Annotated in this window: 15 protein-coding genes; 4 read left to right on the top strand and 11 right to left on the bottom strand. The window is 74.7% G+C overall.

Annotated elements, in window-relative coordinates; all coding sequences use genetic code 11:
• The first annotated feature begins 222 nt into the window (after positions 1-222).
• The gene (locus ACFYUZ_RS09565; protein ID WP_389307312.1) at positions 223-1260 is read left to right on the top strand and encodes a M4 family metallopeptidase; all 1038 of its coding nucleotides are present in this window, start codon (positions 223-225) and stop codon (positions 1258-1260) included.
• Between the two features lie 44 nt (positions 1261-1304).
• The gene (locus ACFYUZ_RS09570) at positions 1305-2264 is read left to right on the top strand and encodes a threonine/serine dehydratase (RefSeq protein WP_389307757.1); all 960 of its coding nucleotides are present in this window, start codon (positions 1305-1307) and stop codon (positions 2262-2264) included.
• Between the two features lie 4 nt (positions 2265-2268).
• Here ACFYUZ_RS09570 and ACFYUZ_RS09575 read toward each other — a convergent pair whose 3' ends face one another.
• The 4 genes from ACFYUZ_RS09575 to ACFYUZ_RS09590 all read right to left on the bottom strand — a co-directional run bounded on the left by ACFYUZ_RS09575 (position 2269) and on the right by ACFYUZ_RS09590 (position 6174).
• A complete protein-coding gene (locus ACFYUZ_RS09575) occupies positions 2269-2880 on the bottom strand; it encodes a TetR/AcrR family transcriptional regulator (RefSeq protein WP_389307313.1) in 612 nt (203 codons plus the stop codon).
• Entirely contained in the window at positions 2868-3602 is a 735-nt protein-coding gene (locus tag ACFYUZ_RS09580) for an enoyl-CoA hydratase family protein (protein WP_389307314.1), read from the bottom strand. Before ACFYUZ_RS09580 ends, ACFYUZ_RS09575 begins: the two co-directional genes overlap by 13 nt.
• A complete protein-coding gene (locus ACFYUZ_RS09585) occupies positions 3599-5176 on the bottom strand; it encodes an AMP-binding protein (RefSeq protein WP_389307759.1) in 1578 nt (525 codons plus the stop codon). Before ACFYUZ_RS09585 ends, ACFYUZ_RS09580 begins: the two co-directional genes overlap by 4 nt.
• A gap of 398 nt (positions 5177-5574) precedes the next feature.
• Entirely contained in the window at positions 5575-6174 is a 600-nt protein-coding gene (locus ACFYUZ_RS09590; RefSeq protein WP_389307315.1) for an excalibur calcium-binding domain-containing protein, read from the bottom strand.
• A 140-nt stretch (positions 6175-6314) separates the two neighbouring features.
• Between ACFYUZ_RS09590 and ACFYUZ_RS09595 the strand changes: the two genes are divergently transcribed.
• The gene (locus ACFYUZ_RS09595) at positions 6315-7184 is read left to right on the top strand and encodes a sporulation protein (protein WP_389307316.1); all 870 of its coding nucleotides are present in this window, start codon (positions 6315-6317) and stop codon (positions 7182-7184) included.
• On the opposite strand, the gene ACFYUZ_RS09600 is transcribed toward ACFYUZ_RS09595, so the two are convergent.
• The 5 genes from ACFYUZ_RS09600 to ACFYUZ_RS09620 are packed head-to-tail and all read right to left on the bottom strand — an operon-like array spanning position 7142 to position 14237.
• Positions 7142-8275 carry an acyl-CoA dehydrogenase family protein gene (locus tag ACFYUZ_RS09600; protein WP_389307317.1) on the bottom strand — a complete coding sequence of 378 codons (1134 nt, stop codon included), beginning with the start codon at positions 8273-8275 and terminating at the stop codon, positions 7142-7144. The genes ACFYUZ_RS09595 and ACFYUZ_RS09600 overlap by 43 nt on opposite strands.
• Positions 8272-10146, bottom strand: a complete 1875-nt coding sequence (locus ACFYUZ_RS09605; protein WP_389307318.1) for an acetyl/propionyl/methylcrotonyl-CoA carboxylase subunit alpha — start codon at positions 10144-10146, stop codon at positions 8272-8274. The genes ACFYUZ_RS09600 and ACFYUZ_RS09605 overlap by 4 nt, the downstream gene beginning before the upstream one ends.
• Positions 10147-10153: 7 nt before the next feature.
• Positions 10154-11752, bottom strand: coding sequence for an acyl-CoA carboxylase subunit beta (locus ACFYUZ_RS09610; RefSeq protein ID WP_389307320.1), 1599 nt, complete (start codon positions 11750-11752; stop codon positions 10154-10156).
• Positions 11749-13449 carry an acyclic terpene utilization AtuA family protein gene (locus tag ACFYUZ_RS09615; RefSeq protein ID WP_389307321.1) on the bottom strand — a complete coding sequence of 567 codons (1701 nt, stop codon included), beginning with the start codon at positions 13447-13449 and terminating at the stop codon, positions 11749-11751. The genes ACFYUZ_RS09610 and ACFYUZ_RS09615 overlap by 4 nt, the downstream gene beginning before the upstream one ends.
• Positions 13446-14237 carry a TIGR03084 family metal-binding protein gene (locus ACFYUZ_RS09620; protein WP_389307323.1) on the bottom strand — a complete coding sequence of 264 codons (792 nt, stop codon included), beginning with the start codon at positions 14235-14237 and terminating at the stop codon, positions 13446-13448. Before ACFYUZ_RS09620 ends, ACFYUZ_RS09615 begins: the two co-directional genes overlap by 4 nt.
• A 351-nt stretch (positions 14238-14588) precedes the next feature.
• Here ACFYUZ_RS09620 and ACFYUZ_RS09625 point away from each other — a divergent pair, with 351 nt between their 5' ends.
• Complete coding sequence (locus ACFYUZ_RS09625; RefSeq protein WP_389307324.1) at positions 14589-17081, top strand: FtsX-like permease family protein; 2493 nt, start codon at positions 14589-14591, stop codon at positions 17079-17081.
• Here the strand turns inward: ACFYUZ_RS09625 and ACFYUZ_RS09630 are convergent.
• Positions 17078-17494, bottom strand: a complete 417-nt coding sequence (locus tag ACFYUZ_RS09630; protein ID WP_389307326.1) for a hypothetical protein — start codon at positions 17492-17494, stop codon at positions 17078-17080. The two genes, ACFYUZ_RS09625 and ACFYUZ_RS09630, sit on opposite strands and share 4 nt — an antisense overlap.
• A 100-nt stretch (positions 17495-17594) precedes the next feature.
• Positions 17595-18758: an acyl-CoA dehydrogenase family protein gene (locus tag ACFYUZ_RS09635; RefSeq protein ID WP_389307327.1), complete on the bottom strand. Its 1164-nt coding sequence runs from the start codon at positions 18756-18758 to the stop codon at positions 17595-17597.
• Between the last annotated feature and the right edge of the window lie 18 nt (positions 18759-18776).

The following is an 18776-nucleotide window of genomic DNA, read 5'->3' on the forward strand; positions in this document are numbered from 1 at the left end:
TGCTCGTGACGCGGACGTAGTCCACGTGGCGACGGCGTACGAGCAGAGGCATGGGGTCAGCGTACTGCGGTGCGGGGCGGGTCTCTGTGGTCCCCGTCACGTCCTGTGCGGCATTGGCTCAAAGTCTGTTCAAAACGGTGGGCTTGCGCGAAGATCGCCGCCATTGCATGGCGAGTACACGCCAAGCTTCCCGTCGCCGCATCCCATCGCAGGAGGATGTCCATGACCCGCCGCACCTCTCGTGGACCGGCCGCCGCGGCCGCCGTCGCCGTGGCCGCCGCCACCGCGGCGCTGCTCCCGTCGGCGGGAGCCTCCGCCGCCGCCGCGCCGCAGGCCCGCGTCTTCATGGTGAACCCGGTCCAGTCCTCGGGCGACCAGACCCTCGCCGACCACAAGGACGCGGCGAGCGACGTCCCCGCCTCCGCGTACGCCGCCGTCGCGCTCCGCAACCTCGACGCGAGCGGCGCCCTGTCCGGCCGGTGGGCCGCCGTCCGCTCGGAGACCGGCAGCCCCGCGAAGGCCGCCGACGCCGCCTCGTTCGACCGCTCCGACGACGAGTTCGAGCAGGTCATGGCGTACTTCTGGGTCAACGAGGCGCAGGAGTACCTCCAGGGCCTCGGCTTCGGCTCCGAGCTGCGCGGGGCGAACGACCGGGTGCAGCCGGTCCGCCTCAACCAGTGGGGCGCCGACAACTCCTTCTTCACCGACAAGAAGGCCGAGATCCGCTTCGGCAAGGGCGGCGTGGACGACGCCGAGGACGCCGAGGTGATCGTCCACGAGTACGGCCACGCCGTGCACAACGCCCAGGTGCCCGGTTTCGGCAGCTCCCCGGAGGCCGGCGCGATCGGCGAGGCCTTCGGCGACTACCTGGCCGTGGAGGTCGGCTCGAACGCGGTCACGAAGTACGGCTGGCCGATGAAGGCCGACCTGGCCTGCGTCGGCGACTGGGACTCCACCGGTTACAGCGCGGCCCCGCACTGCCTGCGCCGCGTCGACGGCACCAAGACCTACGCGGACCGCGTGGGCGAGGTCCACGCGGACGGCGAGATCTGGTCCCGGGCGCTCTTCGACATCCGGAACAAGCTCGGCGCCCGCACGGCCGACCGGATCATCGTGAACGCGCAGTTCGACTTCGCCGCCGACACCAGCTTCGAGGACGCGGCCCTGACGACGGTCGCGACGGCGCGGAAGATGTACGGCACGGCGGCGGCCGACGCGGTACGGGACGCCTTCCGGGCGCGTCTGATCCCGGGCGTCTGACCGCTGTCCGACACGGTGGGGCGTACGGCACAGTGGAGGGCGTGCTGATCACCGTCGCGGACGTCGAAGCCGCAGCCGAACGCCTCACCGGACACGTCGTGCGGACGCCGACCCTGCCCAGCCCCGGACTGACCGCGCTCCTCGGCGCCGACGTCACCGTCAAGCTCGAACTCCTGCAGCGCACCGGCTCGTTCAAGGCACGCGGGGCGGTCGCCAAGCTCCTCTCGCTCACCCCCGGCGAGCGCGCGGCCGGGGTCGTCGCCGTCAGCGGCGGCAACCACGGCATCGCGCTCGCCGTCATGGCCGGGGCGCTCGGCGTGCGGGCGACCGTCGTCATGCCCCGGTCCGCCCCGGCCCGTGCCGTGGAGACGGCGAAGGCCGCCGGGGCGGAGGTCCTCCTCGCCGACACCATGCCCGGCGCGTTCGCCCTCATGGAGGAGGTGCGCGCCGGCGGGCTCACCGCCGTCCACCCCTTCGACGACCCGGTGGTGGTCGCCGCCCAGGGCACCGTCGGTCTGGAGCTCGCCGAGGACGCGGGCGAGGTGACGGACGTCCTCGTCAGCATCGGCGGCGGCGGGCTGATCGCCGGCGTGGCCGCCGCCCTGCGCGCCCGCCGCCCCGGCGTCCGGATCTGGGGCGTCGAGACCGAGGGCGCCCACGCCATGACGGCGGCCCTCGCCGCCGGGCGGCCCGTGCCGGTCGAGCTCTCCTCGGTCGTGTCGACGCTGAGCGCCCCCAGCGTCTCGGCGCTCACCCACGCGCACGTCGAGGAGCTGGTCGAGGACGTGCTCACGGTCACCGACGCCGAGGCCGTCCAGGGCACCCTGGACCTGGCCGAACACGCCAAGGTGTGGGCCGAACCCGCCGCCGGCTGCCTCCTCCCGGCCGCCCGCCGCGTCCTGGAGCGGACCGGCCCCGGCACCCGTCTCGGCCTGGTCGTCTGCGGCGGCAACGCCACCGTCGGCGACGTGACCGCCTGGGCGGGCCGTTTCGGCCTGCGCTGACCCGTCAGCCCTCCGCCAGCGCCTCGCTCACCAGCCGCGCCCACTGGGACACCACCCGTTCCCGGCGGGCGCGGTCGTCCGTGAGGAGGGTGGCGAGGCCCAGGCCGCGGGCCATGTCCAGGAGGCCCTGGACGGTCTCGCGGACGCCGGGCCGGGTCTCGTCGGCGCCCAGGACCTCGACGGCGACGCGGTGGGACTCGCGCCCGACGCGGGCCTCCAGCTCGGTGACCCGCTCGCGGAGCTGTTCCTCGCCGGAGGCGGCGACCCACAGGTGGAGCGCTGCCCGGAAGAGGGGTCCGGTGTAGAGGCCGACGAGGGCGGCGACGGCCTGTTCGCGGTCGTCCGTACGGACCGCCCGCAGGGCCTGCGAGCGCTCCTCCGCGACGTACTCGACGGCGGCCGTGAAGAGGTCCTCGCGGGTGGGGAAGTGGTGCTGGGCGGCGCCCCGGGAGACGCCGGCCCGTTCGGCGACGACGGCGACCGTGGAGCCCGCCCAGCCGTGCTCGGCCAGGCAGGCCACGGCGGCCTCCAGGAGCCGCTGCCGGGTGGCGCGGCTCCTGTCCTGCTTGGGGTTCCGGTCGCTCCGGTCCGGTCTGGGTGCGGTCAGAGCCGCCATGCGGGGTCCCGTCGTTCGAGGAAGGCCGTCATCCCCTCGCGCGCCTCGGCGGAGGCGAAGAGCGTGGCCGATCTCCGCACCAGGTCCTCCGCGTCGCGTTCGAAGGTCTCCAGGACTCTAGCGGTGACCAGTCGTTTCGCCTCCCGCAGGCCCTGCGGGGAGCCGGCGCGCAGCGCGTCGAGGATGCCGGGGAGCTCCTGGTCGCCGGCGGTGACGAGGCCCATGGCGACCGCCTCGGGGACGCCGAACCGCTCGCCCGTCAGGTAGTGCCGGGCGGCGGCGCGCGGATCCAGCCTCGGCAGGAGGGTGAGGGAGATGACGGCGGGCGCGACGCCGATCCGCACCTCGGTGAGCGCGAAGTCCGCCCCCTCCCCCGCGAGGACGATGTCGGCCGCGCCGAGCAGGCCGAGGCCGCCGGCGCGGGTGCGGCTGCCGGGGGTGACGTGGGCGACGACCGGTTTCGGCAGCTCGACGACCTGCCGGAGCAGGTCCACGAAGGCGTAGGGGCTGGGCGGCGCCTTCAGGTCGGCGCCCGCGCTGAAGGTGGAACCGGTGTGGGTGAGGACGACCGCCCGGACCGCCGGGTCCTTGCCGCAGTCGGTGAGCGCGTCGGCGAGCTCGGCGACGAGCGGGGCGGAGAGGGCGTTGCGGGTGGCCGGGGAGTTCAGGGCGAGGGTGGTGATGCCCCGCTCCTCGGTGACGTCGATCAGGGGCGGGGTCATGCGCGCTCCCTCAGTTCCCTTCGGAGGATTTTTCCGGACGCTGCCCGGGGGACGGCGTCGATGAACTCCACGGCGCGGACCTTCTTGTACGGGGAGACCCGCGCGGCGACGTGCGCGACGACCTCCTCGGCGGTGAGGCCGGGCGCGGCGGGCTGGCGGACGACGAAGGCCTTGGGGATCTCGGTGCCGTCGGCGTCGGTGACGCCGATGACGGCGGCGTCGGCGACGCCCTCGTGGGTGAGGAGGAGCGCTTCGAGTTCGGCGGGGGCGACCTGGAAGCCCTTGTACTTGATGAGTTCCTTGACGCGGTCGACGACGAAGAGCCAGCCGTCCTCGTCGACGCGGCCGATGTCGCCGGTGTGCACCCAGCCGTCGGCGTCGATCATGGCGGCGGTGGCGTCGGGGCGGCCGAGGTAGCCCTTCATGACCTGGGGGCCGCGGATGGCGATCTCGCCCTCCTCGCCGGGCGCGGCGTCCTTCGCGGGGTCGTCGAGGGAGAGGATCCGCATCTCGGTGGAGGGCAGCAGCCGGCCGACGGTGCCGGGCGGGGGCGTGGCGGCGTCGAGCGGGGTGACGTGGGTGCCGGGGGACAGCTCGGTCATGCCGTACGCCTGTCGGACGGGCGGCAGGCCGAGGCGGGTGGAGCAGGCCTCGGCGAGGGCGGCGTCGAGGGGGGCGGCGGCGCTGACGACGTACTCCAGCGAGGACAGGTCGTAGTCGGCGACGGCCGGGTGCTTGGCGAGGGCGAGGACGATCGGCGGGGCGACGTACAGGCCGTTGATGCGGTGCTTCTGGATGGCGCCGAGGAAGGCGTCGAGCTCGAAGCGGGGCAGGACGACGACGGTGGCGCCCCGGCGGAGGGGCGCGTTCATGAGGGCGGTGAGCCCGTAGATGTGGAAGAAGGGCAGGACCGCCAGGATGCGGTCCCCCGGGCCCATCGGGATCAGCGGCTCCAGCTGCGCCAGGTTGGTGGCGATGGAGGTGTGGGTGAGCATGACGCCCTTGGGGACGCCGGTGGTGCCGGAGGAGTACGGGAGGACGGCGACGTCCTCGTCGGGGTCGACGGCCGTCTCGGGGACGGGTCCGGTGGAGGCGAGGAACTCCTGGAGCGAGCGGATGCCCTCGCCCTCCGGCGCCGTGTCGCAGACGAAGATCTCCTCGACGCCGCCCGCGAGTTCGGCGGCGGCGCGGGCGGAGGCGAGCAGCGGGGAGACGGTCACGATCCACCGGGCGGAGGAGTCGCGGAGCTGCTTGGCGAACTCCTCCGGCGTGGCCAGCGGGTGGACGGTCGTGACGGACGCGCCCGCGCGCGTGGCGGCGTAGAACGCGACCGGGAACAGGACGGTGTTGGGGCTGTGCAGGGCGAGGACGTCCCCCTTGCGCACCCCGGCCTCCGCGAGTCCGGCGGCCACCCGCCGGTGGAACCCGTCGACCTGCCCGTACGTGAGGCTGAGCTCCCCGGCCCCGTCGATCAGCGCGGGCGTGTCCGCCCTCTCGGCGGCGCGCCCGAGGACGGCGTCGTGGATGGGGAGGGAGACGGTGGGAACGGGCTCGTACGCGCTGTGGAACACCATGCTGGCCCCCTGGGAGAGGTGGAAGGTGATCGCCAGGATCGCTGCCGCGGGCGGCACTTGGGGAGACCTTGTCAGTACCCCAGAAAACAATCAAGCATGCTTGCATGGTTCTCGGCATCGTCCCGGAAGCCGGGCGCCGGGCCACATTGCCGGAAGCGGGCACCGCGCGCCGGCCGGCGGCGCCGGCACGCTGCCGCCATGAGGACGAGGTTCGAGATTCGTGCCGCCCTCTCGGACGGACTGAGTGCGGTGATGCTGACGGCGGCCGCACTCACCCTGCCGCCGGGGCGTGGTGATCCCCGGACTCATGCTGACCTTCATGACAGCGATAGGCCTTGCCGCCGGCGAACCGGAGCGCCCCGCGCAGCGGCTCCCCCGCGCCTGAGCCCACCGTGGCGTCAGCCCTCGCAGGCCACGCCGTCGCCGTCGCGGTCCAGCTTCCTGCTGTAGCCCGGGTCGCCCACGTGGATCGGGGCGGCGCCGGCGGCGCGCACGGCCGCGCAGTTCTCGTAGGAGACGTTCGACTCCTCGGTGGTCCGGGCGGGTTCGGGTTCGGCGGTCTCGGGCTGCTGGGTCGACGGGCGCGGCGCCGGGGTGCGCTTGGGCGTGGGGGTGGGCGTCGGCGCCCCGGTCGTCGGCACGGGCGTCGCGGACGTGGGCTCGGGCGTCGCGGACGTGGGCTCCGTCAGGGGAGCCGTCGTCGGGGTCGGCTCGGTGGTGGCCCCGGGCGTGGGGGTCGCCGTGGCCGAGGTGGCCGGCTTGGGGTCCGTCCCGCCCTTCTCCTCCGGCGGGTCGCTCAGGGCGAACAGCAGGAACCACAGGCCCGAGACGACGGTCGCGACGATCTTCGTCGTCCGACTCCACCGGCTCGTCCAGGTCAGGGCCATGCCCGCCGGCGGGAGGATCACCAGCAGGGTGACGACCAGGGCGGGATGCTGCCACCAGCGCCGCCGGACGGGCATGGGGGCGGGCTGGTACGGGTGGGGCGGCGGGTACACGGGGGCTCCTGCGCGGTAGTCAAGTGACCCGGATCGTACACAGGATGTTCACAACTGGTGCCCCTGTGTACGGAATCGACTCCGGACTGTGTCAGAAGCGGGGCGTACCCCGCGGAGCCGACGCCCGTTAGCCTGCACGCATGGTGTTCAGGAGACTGTGGGGCAAGGGCGGGGACAGCAGCGGGATTCCGCTGATGGTCGACACCGTCATACCGGACGAGCCGGTGCAGCCGGGCGGCCTGCTGCGCGGAGAGGTCGTCCTGCGCGCACCCGAACGCGAGGTGCAGGTTCGGGTCGTGAAGGTGAAGCTCGTCGCCAACACGTCGCCCGCGCTCGGCAAGGACGCCGAGGTGGACACGGATTCGGGCTACGTGTTCTCGCTCTTCCTGGGCACCGGCACGCTCACCGTCGGGAAGGGCCAGGAGCGGCGGGTGTCGCTCGAGTACCGGCTGAAGTGGGAGACCCCCGTCTCCGAGGTGCACGGGAAGCGGCTCGACGGGGTGCGGCTGGCCGTGTACACCGAGGTCGAGGCCGACGGCATCGAGGAACGGACGGACAGCGACCCCCTGCGCGTCGGCGCGACGCCGCTGCACGAGACCGTCCTCGACGCCTTCGCCGCCGCGGGCTACGGCTGCAGCAGCGCGCAGATCGACGAACTGGGCGACATTCCGCGCGCCGAGCGCCACTTCTCCCTGCGGCAGAGCTTCCGCCTGATCGACTCGCAGGCCGCGACCCGCTCGGACCGCCCGCAGCACCTGGAGGTCACCTTCCACACCAACGCGGTGGGGAGCGAGATCTACGTCCGCAAGGCGGCCCTCTTCCAGAAGAGGTGGAACGAGAAGCCGCCCTGCGCGTACTTCACGGCCGCCCACCACGAGGTCGGCCAGGTCGACTTCGAGGCGAAGGTCCGGCAGTGGATCGACGAGGTCGCCGCCCTGCCCGAGGATCGCGAGGACCCCCGGCTCGCTCAGTACGACTTGGGCAGGCCCAGCGTCTGGTGGGAGACGTAGTTCAGGATCATCTCCCGGCTGACCGGGGCGATCCTGGCCACCCGGGCGGCCGTGACCAGGCGGGCCAGGCCGAACTCCTTGGTGAGGCCGTTGCCGCCGAGGGTGTGTACGGAGGTGTCCACGGCCTTCACGCAGGCCTCGGCCGCCGCGTACTTCGCCATGTTCGCGGCCTCGCCCGCCCCCGTGTCGTCGCCCGCGTCGTACAGCCGCGCCGCCTTCTGCATCATCAGCCGGGCCAGTTCGAGCTCGATGTGCGCCTGCGCGAGCGGGTGCGCGATGGCCTGGTGGGCGCCGATCGGGGCCTTCCAGACCTGACGCTCCCCGGCGTACCGCACCGCCTGCGCGAGGGCGTACCGGCCCATGCCGATCGCGAAGGCGGCCGTCATGATCCGCTCGGGGTTGAGGCCCGCGAAGAGCTGGAGGAGGCCCGCGTCCTCGTCGCCGACGAGCGCCTCGAAGGGGAGGTGCACATCGTCCAGGGTCAGCTCGAACTGCTTCTCGTCCGCGGCCAGTTCCATCTCGATGTGCCGGCGCCCGAAGCCGTGGGCGTCGCGCGGGACGATGAACAGACAGGGCTTCAGGTTCCCCGTGCGGGCGTCGGAGGTGCGGCCGACGATCAGGGTGGCGTCGGCGATGTCCACACCCGAGACGAAGACCTTCCGGCCGTTCAGGACCCAGCCCTCCTCCGTGCGGGTCGCCGTCGTCGTGATGCGGTGCGAGTTGGAGCCCGCGTCGGGCTCGGTGATGCCGAAGGCCATCGTCCTCGACCCGTCCGCGAGGCCGGGGAGCCAGGCCCGCTTCTGCTCCTCGGTGCCGAAGCGGGCGATGACCGTGCCGCAGATCGCGGGCGACACGACCATCATCAGCATCGGGGCCCCGGCGGCTCCCGCCTCCTCCAGGACGATGGACAGTTCGGCCATGCCGCCGCCCCCGCCGCCGTACTCCTCGGGCAGGTTCACGCCCAGATAGCCGAGCTTGCCCGCCTCGGCCCAGAGCTCGGCGCGGTCGAAGCCGGGGCCGTGGCGGTGGCCGAGGGCGGAGACGGCGGCCCGGAGCGCGGTGTGTTCCCGCGGCTCGATGTCGGTGCTCATACGGGGTCTTCCTCCTGTGCATCGGTCTGTACGACGGCGAGCAGGGCACCGACCTCGACCTGGCGGCCGGGGACGGCGTGGAGCGCGGTGAGCGTGCCGGAGGCGGGGGCGAAGACGCGGTGCTCCATCTTCATGGCCTCCAGCCAGAGCAGGGGCCGCCCGGCGGCGACCCGGTCGCCGACGGCGAGGCCGTCCGCGACCCGGACGACGGTGCCGGGCATGGGGGCGAGCAGGGAGCCGGGTTCCCGCAGGTCGGCCGGGTCGGTGAAGCGGGGGCGGGCGGTGAGCCGGTGGCGGCCGGCGTGGACGGCTTCCTCGTAGGCCGTGACCTCGAAGGTCCTCGCCACTCCCGCCACCTCGAGCCGGGCGCCGTCCGGGGACGCCGACACCACCCGTACGCCCTCCGGGGACACGACCTCGTAGCCGCCGTCCCTCGTCGGCCGGTAGCGGACCTCGTGGTCGCCGTAGGCCCGGACCTCGTCCTGCGAGCGGACGTTGCGCCAGCCGCCGCCGAAGCGGCCCCCGCGGGAGGCCGCCGAGGCGAGGGCGGCGGCCACGGCCGCGTACTCCTCGCCCGGCGGAGGCGCGGTCAGGGCGTCGAGGTTCCGCTCGTAGAAGCCGGTGTCGAGGGCGGCCGGGCCTGCGTACTCCGGGTGGCGGAGGGACGCCACGAGCAGGTCCCGGTTGGTGACGGGGCCGTGCACACGGGCCCGCTCCAGGGCGTGGGCGAGCTTGCGGAGCGCCTGCTCCCGGGTGGGGGCGTGGACGATCACCTTCGCGAGCATCGGGTCGTAGTGGACGCCGATCGTGTCCCCGGAGGCGTACCCCGTGTCGACGCGCACTCCCCCGGGCACCTCGAAGCGGTGCAGGACGCCGGTCTGCGGGGCCCAGCCGCGCGCCGGGTCCTCGGCGTAGAGCCGTGCCTCGACGGCGTGGCCGCGCGGGGCCGGCGGCTCGGCGGGCAGGGCGCGGCCCTCGGCGACGGCGAGCTGGAGGGCGACGAGGTCGACGCCGTACACCTCCTCGGTGACCGGGTGCTCGACCTGGAGGCGGGTGTTCATCTCCAGGAAGTGCGCCCGGTCGCCTGCGACCAGGAACTCGACGGTGCCCGCGCCGACGTAGCCGACGGCCTTGGCGGCCCGTACGGCGGTGTCGAGGAGGGAGGCCTCCAGGGCGGCGGGCAGGCCGGGCGCCGGGGCCTCCTCGACGACCTTCTGGTGCCGGCGCTGGAGGGAGCAGTCGCGGGTGCCGAGCGCCCAGACCGTGCCGTGGGCGTCGCAGAGGAGCTGCACCTCGACGTGCCGGCCGTTCTCCACGTACGGCTCGACGAACACCTCGCCGTCCCCGAAGGCGCTCGCCGCCTCCGCCGACGCCGCCCTCAACTCCCCTTCCAGTTCTCCCAGTTCGCGTACGATCCGCATGCCCCGGCCGCCGCCGCCCGCCGACGCCTTCACCAGGACGGGCAGGTCGGCCTCCGTCACCTCGCCCAGGGGCTCGATCCCCAGGAGTTCCTTCGCGCGGGTCTTCGACGCCATCGCCTCGATCGCCTCGGGCGGCGGCCCGATCCACACCAGGCCCGCGTCGGTGACCGCCCGCGCGAAGTCGGCGTTCTCGGAGAGGAAGCCGTAGCCGGGGTGGACGGCGTCGGCGCCCGCGGCGAGCGCCGCCGCGACGACGAGATCGCCGCGCAGATACGTCTCCGAGGGCGCGGCTCCCGGCAGTCGCACCGCCGCGTCGGCCTCCCGGACGTGCAGGGCGTCGGCGTCCGCGTCGGAGTACACGGCGACGGTGGAGATGCCCAGGTCACGGCAGGTGCGGAAGACCCGGCAGGCGATCTCGCCCCGGTTCGCGACCAGTACGGTCGAAATCATCAGTGCCTCACATTCGGAAGACGCCGAAGCCGCCGCGCGCGCCCTCGACCGGTGCCGTGTGGATCGCGGAGAGGCACAGCCCGAGGACCGTGCGGGTGTCGCGGGGGTCGATGACCCCGTCGTCGTAGAGCCGGCCGGAGAGGAACATCGGCAGCGACTCGGACTCGATCTGCGCCTCGACGAGGGCGCGCAGTCCGGCGTCGGCCTCGTCGTCGTACGGCTGTCCCTTCGCGGCGGCGCTCGCGCGCGCCACGATCGAGAGGACCCCGGCGAGCTGCTGCGGGCCCATGACGGCGGACTTCGCGCTCGGCCAGGCGAAGAGGAAGCGCGGGTCGTAGGCCCGGCCGCACATGCCGTAGTGCCCGGCGCCGTACGAAGCCCCCATGAGGACGGAGAGATGGGGGACCTTCGAGTTCGCCACGGCGTTGATCATCATGGCGCCGTGCTTGATGATGCCGCCCTGCTCGTACTCCTTGCCGACCATGTAGCCGGTGGTGTTGTGGAGGAAGACGAGCGGGATGTCGCGCTGGTTGGCGAGCTGGATGAACTGGGCGGCCTTCTGCGACTCGGCGGAGAAGAGGACGCCCTGCGCGTTGGCGAGGATGCCCACCGGGTAGCCGTGCAGCCGCGCCCAGCCGGTGGCCAGCGAGGTCCCGTACAGCGGCTTGAACTCGTCGAAGTCCGAGCCGTCGACGATCCGGGCGATCACCTCGCGCGGGTCGAACGGCGTCTTGAGGTCCCCGGGGACGATCCCGAGCAGCTCCTCCGGGTCGTGCTTCGGGGGTGCGGACGGTCCGGGGTCCCCGTGGGCCTTGCGGTGGTTGAGGCGGGCGACGATCCGGCGGGCCTGGTGGATCGCGTCGGCCTCGTCGACGGCGTAGTGGTCGGCCAGGCCGCTCGTGCGCGCGTGCATCTCGGCGCCGCCGAGGGACTCGTCGTCGCTCTCCTCGCCCGTCGCCATCTTCACCAGCGGCGGCCCGCCGAGGAACACCTTCGACCGCTCCCTGATCATCACGGCGTGGTCGGACATGCCGGGGACGTACGCGCCGCCCGCCGTCGAGTTCCCGAAGACGACGGCGACGGTCGGGATGCCGGCGGCGGAGAGGCGGGTGAGGTCGCGGAAGAGCGCCCCGCCCGGGATGAAGATCTCCTTCTGGGAGGGCAGGTCGGCGCCGCCGGACTCGACGAGCGAGACGACGGGCAGCCGGTTGGCGTACGCGATCTCGTTGGCCCGCAGGGCCTTCTTCAGCGTCCACGGGTTGGAGGCGCCGCCGCGCACGGTCGGGTCGTTGGCGGTGATCAGGCACTCCACGCCCTCGACGACCCCGATGCCGGTGACGAGCGAGGCGCCCACGGTGTGGTCGCTGCCCCAGGCGGCGAGCGGTGACAGCTCCAGGAAGGGGCTGTCGGGGTCGACGAGCAGCTCGATCCGCTCGCGGGCGAGGAGCTTGCCGCGCTTCTTGTGGCGGGCGGTGTACTTCTCGCCGCCCCCGGCGAGGGCCTTGGCGTGCTCGGCGTCGAGGGCGGCGAGCTTGTCGAGCATGGCGGCGCGGTGGGCCGCGTACTCCGGTCCGCCGGTGTCGAGGGCGGAGGCGAGGACGGTCACTGTTGTTCCTCCAGTCGGTCCACCGGCAGTTCCTCCGGAACGTCGAGGTGGCGGGAGCGGAGCCATTCGCCGAGGGCCTTGGCCTGCGGGTCGAAGCGGGCCTGGGAGGCGACGCCCTCGCCGAGGATCCCGGCGACGGTGAAGTTGAGGGCGCGGAGGTTCGGGAGGAGGTGCCGGACGACGGTCAGGTCGGCGGTCTCGGGCAGGAGTTCTTTGAACTTCCCCACCGTGAGGGCGTGGGCGAGCCAGCGCCACTCCTCGTCCGTGCGGACCCAGACGCCGACGTTCGCGTCGCCGCCCTTGTCGCCGCTGCGGGCCCCCGCGATCCGGCCGAGGGGCGCCCTCCGGGTGGGGCCCCCGGGGAGGGGCGGCGGAAGGTCCGGGTCGGGTACGGGTGCCGGCTCGCGGGTCCTCGGGGGCACGGGGACCTCCCGGCGGGTCCCGTCGGGGAGCACGGCCGTGTGCGGGACCTCGGCGGCCGGCACGTACGCGGACTCGAAGACCCCGTAGGGGGCGCCCTTCCCGGGTGGGGCGGTGACGTGGAAGCCGGGGTAGCTCGCGAGGGCCAGTTCGACGGCGGCGCCGGTGACGGCGCGGCCGACCCTGTCGGCGTCCCGGTCGCGGACGACGAGGCGGAGCAGGGCGCTCGCGGTCTCCTCGGTGGGGGCGTCGGGGCGGTCGGTGCGGGCCAGTTCCCAGCGGACCTCGGCGGGCGCCGACCTGGCGAGCGCGTCGGTGATCTGCTCCTCGAGGAGGGCCGCCTTGGCCTCGATGTCGAGGCCGGTGAGGACGAAGACGACCTCGTTGCGGAAGCCGCCGAGCCTGCTGAGCCCGACCTTGAGCGTCGGGGGCGGGGCCTCTCCCCGTACGCCCGTGATCCGGACCCGGTCGGGGCCCTCCTGGGTGAGCCTCACGGTGTCGAGGCGGGCCGTCACGTCGGGGCCGGGGTAGCGGGCGCCGGCCGTCTCGTAGAGGAGCTGGGCGGTGACCGTGCCGGTGTCGACGAGGCCGCCGGTGCCGGGGTGCTTGGTGATGACCGCGCTGCCGTCGGCGTGGAGTTCGGCGACCGGGAAGCCGGGGCGGCGCACGTCGTGGCCCCGGAAGAAGGCGTAGTTTCCGCCGGTGGCCTGGGTGCCGCACTCCAGGACGTGCCCGGCGACGACCGCGCCCGCCAGCTCGTCGTACGCCTCCGGGCCCCAGCCGAAGTGCCACTGCGCGGGCCCGGTGACGAGGGCCGCGTCGGTGACGCGGCCGGTGACGACGACGTCGGCACCGGCGGCCAGGCAGGCGGCGATGCCGGCGCCGCCGAGGTAGGCGTTGGCGGCGAGGGCGCCGTCGCGGGCGGGCAGCCGGTCGCCCTCGACGTGGGCGATCCGGGTCGGCAGACCGAGCTTCGCGGCGAGGGCGCGCAGGGCGTCGGCGAGGCCGGCCGGGTTGAGGCCGCCCGCGTTGGCGACGATCCGGACCCCGCGCTCGTGGGCGAGCCCGAGGCCCTCCTCCATCTGGCGCAGGAAGGTCTTCGCGTAGCCGGCGGACGGGTCCTTGAGCTGGTCGCGGCCGAGGATGAGCATGGTCAGTTCGGCGAGGTAGTCGCCGGTGAGGACGTCGAGTTCACCGCCCGTGAGCATCTCCCGGACGGCGTCGAAGCGGTCGCCGTAGAAGCCGGAGGCGTTCCCGACGCGGAGGACGTCCCTCATGCGGACCCCTTCGCGGCGCGGCCGCCGCCCGCCGGGCCGGCGAAGGCCTGGGCGATGCCGAGCCACCGCTCGGCGTCCTCGCCGACGGCGACCAGGGCGGTGTCGTCGCGGTGGAGGCGCTGGGTGACGAGCAGGCAGAAGTCGAGGGCGGGGCCGGTGACCCCCTGGGCTGCCTCCTCGGGGCCGTACGTCCACAACGTGCCGTCGGGCGCTTCCAGTTCGACGCGGAACGGCTCGGCGGGCGCCGGGATCCCCCGTACCAGGAAGGCGTAGTCGCGGGCCCGGTGGCCGATCCAGGCGACGTGCCGGAGCCGCGCCGTGGGCGCCCGGACCACGCCGAGGGCGTCGGCGACGTCCTGGCCGTGCGCCCAGGTCTCCATCAGCCGGGCGGTGGCCATGGCGGAGGCGCTCATCGGCGGCCCGTACCAGGGGAACCTGGCCCCGGGCGGGGCCGCGCGCAGGGCCTCCTGGAGCCGCTCGCGGCCGGTGCGCCAGCGGGCGAGGAGCTCGGCGGGCGGCAGCTTCGCGCCCTCCTCAGCGCCCTCGTCGACGAAGCGGTCGGGGGCGGAGAGGGCCTTCTCGGTCTCGGCGGCGAAGGCGTCGGGGTCGGTGGCGGCGAGGAGGGCGGCCCGGTCGGTCCAGGCGAGGTGGGCGATCTGGTGGGCGATCGTCCAGCCGGCGGCGGGGGTGGGCGCGGCCCACCGCTCCTCGCTCGGCTCTCCGACGAGACGGTCGAGTTCATCGCTCTCGTCGCGCAGGTCGTCGAGGACGACGACGGGGTCGGACACGGTGCGCTCCCCTCGGGGGACGGGCGGTCACGGGCCTTCGCGCAGGAGCATGCCAGCGGGACCAGAAACAATCAAGCGTGCTTGCTTTACTTTCCGGACCTCGACCCGCCGCGCGGCAGGCGGGGGGTGCCGCCCCGCCGCCCGTCCGTGGGGGCCCGTGCCCGGCGGGGCGGTGCCCCGGCCCACCGCCGTGCGGGCGATCGTCCCGCTGGGCGGGACGGGTGGGCACAACGGGGGCGGGGGTCATACCCGAGAGGTACGTGGGGAGTCGGGTGCGGCGTCTTCGGGATGACGTCGAATCCTGCCTCACGGGGCCGAGTTCGCCCGGTTCCCCCTCCTAGCGTGAAGGGCATGTCGCCCTCACTGTTCACCTTCACCGTCAAGGACTTCCGCGCCCAGCTGCGCCGCCTCGTGCTGACCGGTGCGGCCGTCGCCGTCGGCGTGGCGTTCCTCGTGCTCTCCGTCGGCGGCGCGGGCGCACTCGTCCAGTCGTACGAGCAGTCCGCCGCCGCCGACGTCGGCGACGCCGCCGTGCAGGTCGTGCCGGGCGACGGACCGCTGCCCGCCGACGCGTCGGCGCGCGCCGCCCGGGTGCCGGAGGTGACGTCGGTGGCGGAGCGCCTGGCGGGCCACGCCCATGTGATCGCCCCTTCCGGGCGCCCCCTCGACGACCGGGCCCTGGTCACCTCGATCGCCGCCGACCCCGCTCTGCGCTGGCAGCGCCTCGGCGCCGGGCGCTGGCCCGAGGGCCCCGGCGAGGTCGTCCTCGACCGGGAGAGCGCGGGGCGCGTCGGCGCGGAGCCCGGCGGGACCGTGCGGCTGACGAAGGCGGGCGGCGGCACGGCGGACGTACGGCTCACCGGTCTGCTCGACACCTCCGCGTCGCAGGCGCTGGGTTCGCAGCCCGCGATCGGCGTGCCGTACGCGCAGGTGGGGACGTACGCCACGGGGGTACGGGCCACCCACCTCGACCTCGCCGTCGCGCCGGGCGCGGACGCGCTCGCCGTGGCGAAGGCGGCCAAGAAGGCCCTGGGCGGGAAGGCGGCCGCGTACACGCACGCCGGTGCCGTCGACCACGCCCGTCAGGGCGGCGGAACCATGTACGCCGTCGTCATGACCGCCGCTCTCTCCTTCGTCCTCATCGCGATGGCCGTGGCCCGCATGGTCGTCACCAACACCTTCTCCGTCGTCCTCGCCCAACGCGCCCGCCAGCTCGCCCTGTTGCGCTGCGTCGGCACCGACCGCGACCAGCTCCTCCGGATCATCCGCCGTCAGGGCCTGCTGCTCGGCGTGCTCGCCTCGGCCGCCGGGCTCGCGGCGGGCGGGGCGGCCTGCGCGCTGGGCACGGCGCTGCTCGCGGGGTTCGCCGACCTCGGGCCGATCGAGGTCTCCCTCGTGCCGGGTCCCTGGACGTTCGGTCTCGCCGGGGCCTTCGGGGTGCTGCTCACCCTGTGGGCCGTCCGCAGGCCGGCGCGGGCCGCGGCGGCGGTGCCGCCGGTCGCCGCGCTCGCCGCGAGCGGGGCGGCGAAGCTGCCGGAGCCGGGCAGCCGGGCCGTCCGCGAGGCGGTCAGCGCGCTGATGCTCGTCGCCGGCGCGGGCCTGCTCGTCCTCGGGGCGTTCGGCGGGTCGGCGCTCTCGCTCCTCGTCGTGACGCTCGGCGCGATCCTCACGTTCTTCGCCGTACTGCGGTACGCCCGGCATCTGCTGCCGCCACTGGTCGGGCTGCTCGGGCTCGCGCTGCGCCGTCCGTTCGGGACGGTCGGCAGGCTGTCCGTGCAGCAGCTGCGGGCCGACGCGCGCCGGACCGCCGCCGCTTCCTCCGCGATGCTCGTCGGCGTGACCGTCGCCGTGTCCGCCGTGACCGCGATCGGGGCGACCCGGGGCGGTCTGGACAGCATGCTCGCGGACCGCATGCCGGCCGTCTTCGCCCTCGACACGGACGCCGGCCGGGTGCCCGCCGACGCGATCGCCGCGCTGCACGCCGAACCGGGGCTGACCGTCACCCCGGTCCGTACCGCCGCCCTCGCCGTCGACGGCCGGAGGACGGTCGTCGCCGCCGCCGACCCGGCCGGGCTCAACCCGGCCGCCGAGGGCGTCGGCGCGGCCCGCGCGCTCCGGGACGGCGAGGCGATCGCGGGCACCGGGCGGCCTTCGCTGAACATCGCCGGCACCCGGCTCACGGCCGTGTCCGGCGCGGCCGCGCTGCCCGTCTCCCTCTACCCGGAGGCCACGGTGTACGTCACCGGGGCCACCCTCGACCGGCTCGCGCCGGGCGCCGCCGTCGTCTCCACCGTGCTGCTCGACCCGGCCGGCGACACCGGTCACGAGGCGGCCCGGGCGGCGGTGGACCGGGCGCTCGCCGCGCACCCGGAGATCCGGATCGCGGACACCGGCTCCGACGCCGACCTGATCCGCTCGATGCTGGACCGGATGATGCTCGTGGTCACCGTCCTGCTCGGCTTCTCGATCGCGATCGCCGCGCTCGGCGTCGCCGCGACCCTGGTGCTGACGGTGGAGGAGCGCACCCGCGAGTTCGGGATGCTCCGGGCGATCGGCCTGGCGGGCGAGCAGCTGCGCCGGATGCTGACCCTGGAGTCGGTGCTGCTCGCGCTCTCCGGGGCGGTCGCCGGCACGGTCCTCGGCCTGGTCTACGGGACGCTGGCGGCCCGCTCCGTCCTGGCGGGCCACGTCTCGCCCCTGGAGGCGCTGGCCGCCTCGGGCGGCACGGCCCTGACGGTCCTCGCCATCCTCGCGGCCACGGTCCTCACGGGCGTCGCGGCCTCGGTCCTGCCGGCCCGCCGGGTCCGGCGGATGGTGGTCGTGGACGCGCTCCAGGCGGTCTAGGGCCTCCTCCGTACGAGGGAGGCCAGGGCGGTGGCGCCGACGACCAGGGCGAGGGAGGGGAGGGGGAGGAGGGTGCCGGGGGCGTCGTCGATCGCGTCGATGCCGTTCCCGACGGCCGTGATCCATGCGGCCTCCCCCACCAGCACCATCGGCCCGACCCGCCGCTCCCCCGTGACGAGCATCCCGATCCACAGGACCGGCGGCATGACCAGGAACGTGTTGACGAGCGCCGTGGTGAACGCCTGGTCGGCGGAGTACCCGGGTCCGGCGCCGAGCGCCGAGGCCGCCTGGCCGGCGAACGACAGGTAGAGCGTGTCGGACAGGACCAGGTGCGACGCGGCGACGCCGAGGGTCGAGACGACCAGCGCCTTGAGGAGGCGGGGAGCGAGGGGGGTAGGTGAGGACGGTGCCATGCGACCCGACTATACGCAGCATCTATACATCGCATGTATAGACCCTCTCGGCACCCGGCCGATCCCCGCGGCCTCCCCCGCCGCCCGCCCACCACGCCCCTCAGACGCCCGGCGGGAAGACCGTCGCCGCGTAGGCCGCGGCCGCCGGGGCGGGCTGGAGGGCGGCGTGGGCGGCGATCGCGTGGATGTCGCGCCAGGCGCGCGCCAGACGGCCGCCCGCGACGAGGCCGCGGGCGCCGCCGGTGCGCACGAGGCGTTCCACCGCGCCCGTGAGGAGGTCGACGGCGAGGGCCGAGTCGCGCTGGTTGAGGGCGGCGGCGGCCGGACCCGGAGCCGGACCGTCGGCGCGGGCGGCGGCGGCCTCCAGGAGCAGGCGGGCCGCGTCGATCTCGGCGGAGCAGCGGGCCAGGGTCTGCTGGACCGTCGGGTCGTCGGTGAGCCGCCGCCCGTCGGGCAGGCGGCGCATGCCGACGAGCAGGGTCCAGGCCTCGACGGCCCCGCGCGCCGCGCCGAGCGCGGGCGCGGCGAAGAGCAGCGCGGCGACCAGCTGGTACGGCACCCGGTGGCAGGGGGCCGCGTCGGCGTCGGCGACGCCGGCCACCAGGTCCTCGCGGAGGAAGGTGCGGTGCTCCGGCACGAAGACCCCGTCGGCCGTGACGCTGTGGCTGCCGGTGGCGCGGAGTCCGACCGCGTCCCAGGTCTCCCGGATCCCGACCCGCTCGCACGGCACCGCGAGGATCCGGTACGCCGGGGCGCCGTCCCCCGAGTGGTCGAGGGAGGCGAGGAGGACCCAGTCGGCGTGCTCGATCCCGCTGGCGAAGGCCCACTCCCCCGACAGGGTCCAGCCGCCGGGCACCCGGGTGAGCCGGCCGGCGGGGGGCACGATCGCCGCCGCGACGCGCACGTCGGGCGAGTCGCCCCACAGCTCGCGCTGCCCCTCGGCCGGCAGGTGCGCGGCGAGGCGGCCGTGGGCGGCGAGCAGTACCGCGCACCAGGCGGTGGAGGCGCAGGCCGTGCCGGTCTCGGCGACCGCGTCCAGCAGTTCGGCGAAGCCTCCGGCTCTGCCGCCCCACCGGCGGGGCACGAAGTGCCGGGCGAGGCCGGCGGCGGTCATCGCCTCGACGGCCTCGGGGTGGAGCCGTCCGGTCCGCTCCGCCTCCTCGGCGTGCCGCGCGGCGGCGGCCCGGAGCCGGCCGGCGGCGAGAGGTGCGGGTGAGAGGGCGGAGGCGGCGGCGAGGGAGACCGGGGCGTCGACGACAGTCATGACTCGTACTCCTTGAGT

It is taken from the genome of Streptomyces sp. NPDC004266, from assembly GCF_042874095.1.
GTDB lineage: Bacteria > Actinomycetota > Actinomycetes > Streptomycetales > Streptomycetaceae > Streptomyces.

What these genes read in the sequence shown, in the direction of transcription:
- ACFYUZ_RS09565 (WP_389307312.1), top strand. Translation starts at nt 223, where the DNA reads ATGACCCGCCGCACCTCTCGTGGACCGGCCGCCGCGGCCGCCGTCGCC.
- ACFYUZ_RS09575 (WP_389307313.1), bottom strand. Translation starts at nt 2,880, where the DNA reads ATGGCGGCTCTGACCGCACCCAGACCGGACCGGAGCGACCGGAACCCC.
- ACFYUZ_RS09580 (WP_389307314.1), bottom strand. Translation starts at nt 3,602, where the DNA reads ATGACCCCGCCCCTGATCGACGTCACCGAGGAGCGGGGCATCACCACC.
- ACFYUZ_RS09585 (WP_389307759.1), bottom strand. Translation starts at nt 5,176, where the DNA reads ATGGTGTTCCACAGCGCGTACGAGCCCGTTCCCACCGTCTCCCTCCCC.
- ACFYUZ_RS09595 (WP_389307316.1), top strand. Translation starts at nt 6,315, where the DNA reads ATGGTGTTCAGGAGACTGTGGGGCAAGGGCGGGGACAGCAGCGGGATT.
- ACFYUZ_RS09600 (WP_389307317.1), bottom strand. Translation starts at nt 8,275, where the DNA reads ATGAGCACCGACATCGAGCCGCGGGAACACACCGCGCTCCGGGCCGCC.
- ACFYUZ_RS09605 (WP_389307318.1), bottom strand. Translation starts at nt 10,146, where the DNA reads ATGATTTCGACCGTACTGGTCGCGAACCGGGGCGAGATCGCCTGCCGG.
- ACFYUZ_RS09615 (WP_389307321.1), bottom strand. Translation starts at nt 13,449, where the DNA reads ATGAGGGACGTCCTCCGCGTCGGGAACGCCTCCGGCTTCTACGGCGAC.
- ACFYUZ_RS09625 (WP_389307324.1), top strand. Translation starts at nt 14,589, where the DNA reads ATGTCGCCCTCACTGTTCACCTTCACCGTCAAGGACTTCCGCGCCCAG.
- ACFYUZ_RS09630 (WP_389307326.1), bottom strand. Translation starts at nt 17,494, where the DNA reads ATGGCACCGTCCTCACCTACCCCCCTCGCTCCCCGCCTCCTCAAGGCG.
- ACFYUZ_RS09635 (WP_389307327.1), bottom strand. Translation starts at nt 18,758, where the DNA reads ATGACTGTCGTCGACGCCCCGGTCTCCCTCGCCGCCGCCTCCGCCCTC.